Below are 3,370 nucleotides of genomic sequence, written 5' to 3' on the forward strand. Positions count from 1 at the left end.
GCCGAAGGGCGGCCGGTGCTCACAGGCACCGGCCGCCCTTCGGCGTCGTAGAAAGCAGAAACAAGAACGGGACCGGGACCAGTTACCCGGCGTCGCCCGCGTCCGCCGAGATCAGCCCGCGTCCGCGGAGATCAGCTCACGGCACCGCTTCACGTCCGCCGCGATCTGCTCCAGCAGGCCCTCCAGCGACTCGAACTTCGCCTGGCCGCGCACGAAGGCGAGGAAGTCGACGGCGACATGCAGGCCGTAGAGGTCGAGGCCGACGCGGTCGATCGCGTACGCCTCCACCGTGCGCTCGGTACCGTCGAACTGCGGGTTCGTGCCGACGGAGATCGCGGCCGGCATGGCCTCTCCCTCGACATGGAGGTAACCGGCGTAGACGCCGTCCGCCGGGATCGCCGTGTGGGGCAGGGTCTCGACGTTCGCCGTCGGGAAGCCCATCTCACGGCCGCGCTGGGCGCCCCGCACCACGACACCCTCCACCCGGTGCGGGCGGCCGAGAATCTCGCGGGCGCCCTCGACGTCGCCCTCGGCGACCAGGCGCCTGGTCAGTGTGGAGGAGAAGGGCTCGCCGCCGCCCGCCGCACCGCTCACGTAAAGATCCACCACCTCTACCTCGAAGTCGTATGTCCTGCCCTGCTCGATCAGGAAGGCCACATTGCCCGCGGCCTTGTGGCCGAAGCGGAAGTTGGGGCCCTCGACGACCGCCTTCGCGTGCAGCTTGTCCACCAGGACCTTGACCACGAAGTCGGCCGGGGACAGCTTGGAGAACTCTTTCGTGAACGGCAGGATCAGCGCCGCGTCCACGCCCAGCTCGGCCATCAGTTCGGCACGGCGGTGGTGCGGGGCGAGCAGCGGCGGGTGGCTGCCGGGGCGCACGACCTCGCTGGGGTGCGGGTCGAAGGTGACGACGACCGAGGGAACGCCCAGCTCACGGGCGCGCTCCACGGCATGCCGGATGATCAGCTGGTGCCCGCGGTGGACCCCGTCGTAAGAACCGATGGTGACGACGCTGCGCCCCCAGTCCTCAGGGATGTCCTCCAAGCCACGCCAGCGCTGCACTGTGACCGCTCCTCATCGAACCCGTGTCCGTATGTAGACCTGTGTCGTTGACCTCTTACGCAGGTCTAAGGGTGCCATGCCGGGGGCCTGTGGCCCGCATCGACATAGAGGCTGTGACCGGGCGCACGTACGGAACACGGGATGCGCGGCCTATACGGGGACGCCGACTCCCGCCAGGTTCTCGATCATGCGGCGCGTGCTGGGTCCGACCACCGCCGCCCAGTCCTCCGGGGTGTCGGCCAGCCAGCGGGCCATCAGGGCCGCGAAGCCGGGCACATGGCGGCCCAGGTCGACGAGCCCGCGGTCGAAACGGGTCGCGCCGGCGGGGGTGCGGACGAGCAGCCGGCCGGTGCGGTGGACGAGGTCGCGGATCTCGTCGTCGTCGCGCCGGCCGGCCGTGCGCAGGAGCGCGTCCAGTACGGCGGGGTCGTGCTCGTGCGTGAGCAGGAACTCCAGGAGTTCGCGGCGCAGGGGGCGCGAGGCCGGGGTGCCGGGGGCGGCGAGCACGGCCGCGAGGGCGGTCCGCACCGACGCGGGTCCGCCGTCGAGGAGGCCGGTGACCAGGGGGAACAGGAGGGCGCGTGCGGTGGGGCCGTGGTCGAGGCACCGGTCGACGTAGACGCCGAGGTGCGCGGCCGTCTCCGGCCACCGTACGGCGGTCTCGCGCACCAGGGCGGCGGCCCGGCGGGCGAGGGCCGGGGTCGCGACGTCGGCGAGCGTGCGCACCGCCTCGCTCGCGTGCGGTCCGTGCAGGCGGGCGCGGAAGGCTTCGAGGACCGGTTCAGGGTGCGTGGTCAGCGCGGCGGCCAGCGCGCTCGGCGGGAACTGCGGGTCGCCGGACGCGAAGTGCCGTAGCGCCTGCGGGAGATGGCGGGCGCGGGTGTGCGGATCGCGGACGAGGAGGGCGAGCGCGCCGCCGTGCAGGGTGGAGTCGGCGGGGCGGGCGAGGAGGAACTGGGCCGCGTAGCGCAGGAGTTCACGGTCGGCCTCGGTCCGTACGTGCGGGGCGGCCCGCAGTCCGTACGCCACCGCCGCCACCCTGCGCGCCGGCCGCTCGTCGTGCGCCCACCGGTCCACGGCCCGGCACACGGCCGACGGCTCCTCCTCGGCCAGTACGGCGAGGAGTTCGTCGGCCCGCCCGTGCGCACAGCCGACGAGCACCTCCGTCAGATCGTCCAGCGCCCGCCGCCGATGCGTGTGCAACAACGCCTGCGCGGCCGTCGCCACGGTCGCCTCCGGTGTCGCGGGCAACGGCCGCTCGTCGTCGAACCACCGGGTCAGCAGCGGCTGTACGGCGGCGGGGTCGGCGGCGAGCAACTCGGCGGCGGTGTCCAGGAACCGGGGCGGCGCGGTGCCCTGCGAGGCTCCGTCGGCGAGCACGAGCCGCCGCAGCAACTCGAACCGCTCGGCCCGCGGCAGCCGCAGCGCGGTCCAGAACTCCGGCGCGAACTCCTTCGCTACGGCCGCCTGTTGCCGCCTCCGCGCCACCAACTGGTCGGCCAGCAGCCGCAATGCCCCGCTGTACGGCGTGGCATCGGGCACCCGCAGCAGCACCCCGGCGAGCAGCCGCGCGGCCCACCAGGAGTCCGGGTCGGCGTCCAGTGCTTCCGCCAACTCCTCCAGCCGTACGGCCAGTTGAAGGGTGCCGTGTTGCCGGGCGAGGAGCAGGAGGGCCTGTACGACGGGGCCGATGCGGTGATGGGGTACGGGGAGGGGATGCCCGGACCGTGGGGTGCGGGGCCGGTGCACCAGGGCGCGTAGGGCCTCGTCGAGGTCGAGGTGCGTGCCCTGGATCCAGTCCGCCAACTCCTCGTGGGCGAAGCGGTATCCGGTCCCGGCCGGCACGAGCAGGCCCTCGGTGAGGACGGCGGACGCCCACCCGGTGCCACCGCCGAGCCGCGCCGGTGCGGGTCCCCACGGGAACACCGCCTCGAACGACTCCCGGTCCAACTCCCCCTGCCCCGGCCCGAGACTGCGCCGCGCCGCCTCGTGGACCTGCCCGGACACCTTCGCCGCGAGTCGCCGTACGGCGGTGCCGCGCAGCCCGTTCTCTGCGGCGAGCCGGACCGCGATCCGGAGGCACATCAGGTCGAGGTAGGCGGCGAACACGTCGTCCCGGTCGAGTTGCGCACCCGGGGTGGTGGGCAACGCGGTGAGCACCTCGGAGAGGAGCCGGAGGGTGAGGGGGTGACGGGCGTCGGTGCCGGCGAGGACACCCTCCGGAACGGCGTACGCTGCGCGGGCTCGGCGGGCTTCGTCCGGCCCAAGATCTCCAAGCTGAACGCAGGCCGGGGTCACCCCCCTGGGG

General features: G+C 73.5%; 1 protein-coding gene and 1 pseudogene. Both read right to left on the reverse strand.

All coding sequences use genetic code 11. The features are described from left to right. Window positions 1-111 precede the first annotated feature (111 nt). The gene (locus ACNFOC_RS52485; protein WP_416966040.1) at window positions 112-1,062 is read right to left on the reverse strand and encodes a bifunctional riboflavin kinase/FAD synthetase; all 951 of its coding nucleotides are present in this window, start codon (window positions 1,060-1,062) and stop codon (window positions 112-114) included. 150 nt (window positions 1,063-1,212) lie between these two features. Further along, window positions 1,213-3,370: pseudogene (locus ACNFOC_RS52490) on the reverse strand (serine protease); the annotation flags it as partial.

The sequence above is a fragment of the Streptomyces colwelliae genome (assembly GCF_048158785.1).
In the GTDB taxonomy this organism is placed as follows: domain Bacteria; phylum Actinomycetota; class Actinomycetes; order Streptomycetales; family Streptomycetaceae; genus Streptomyces.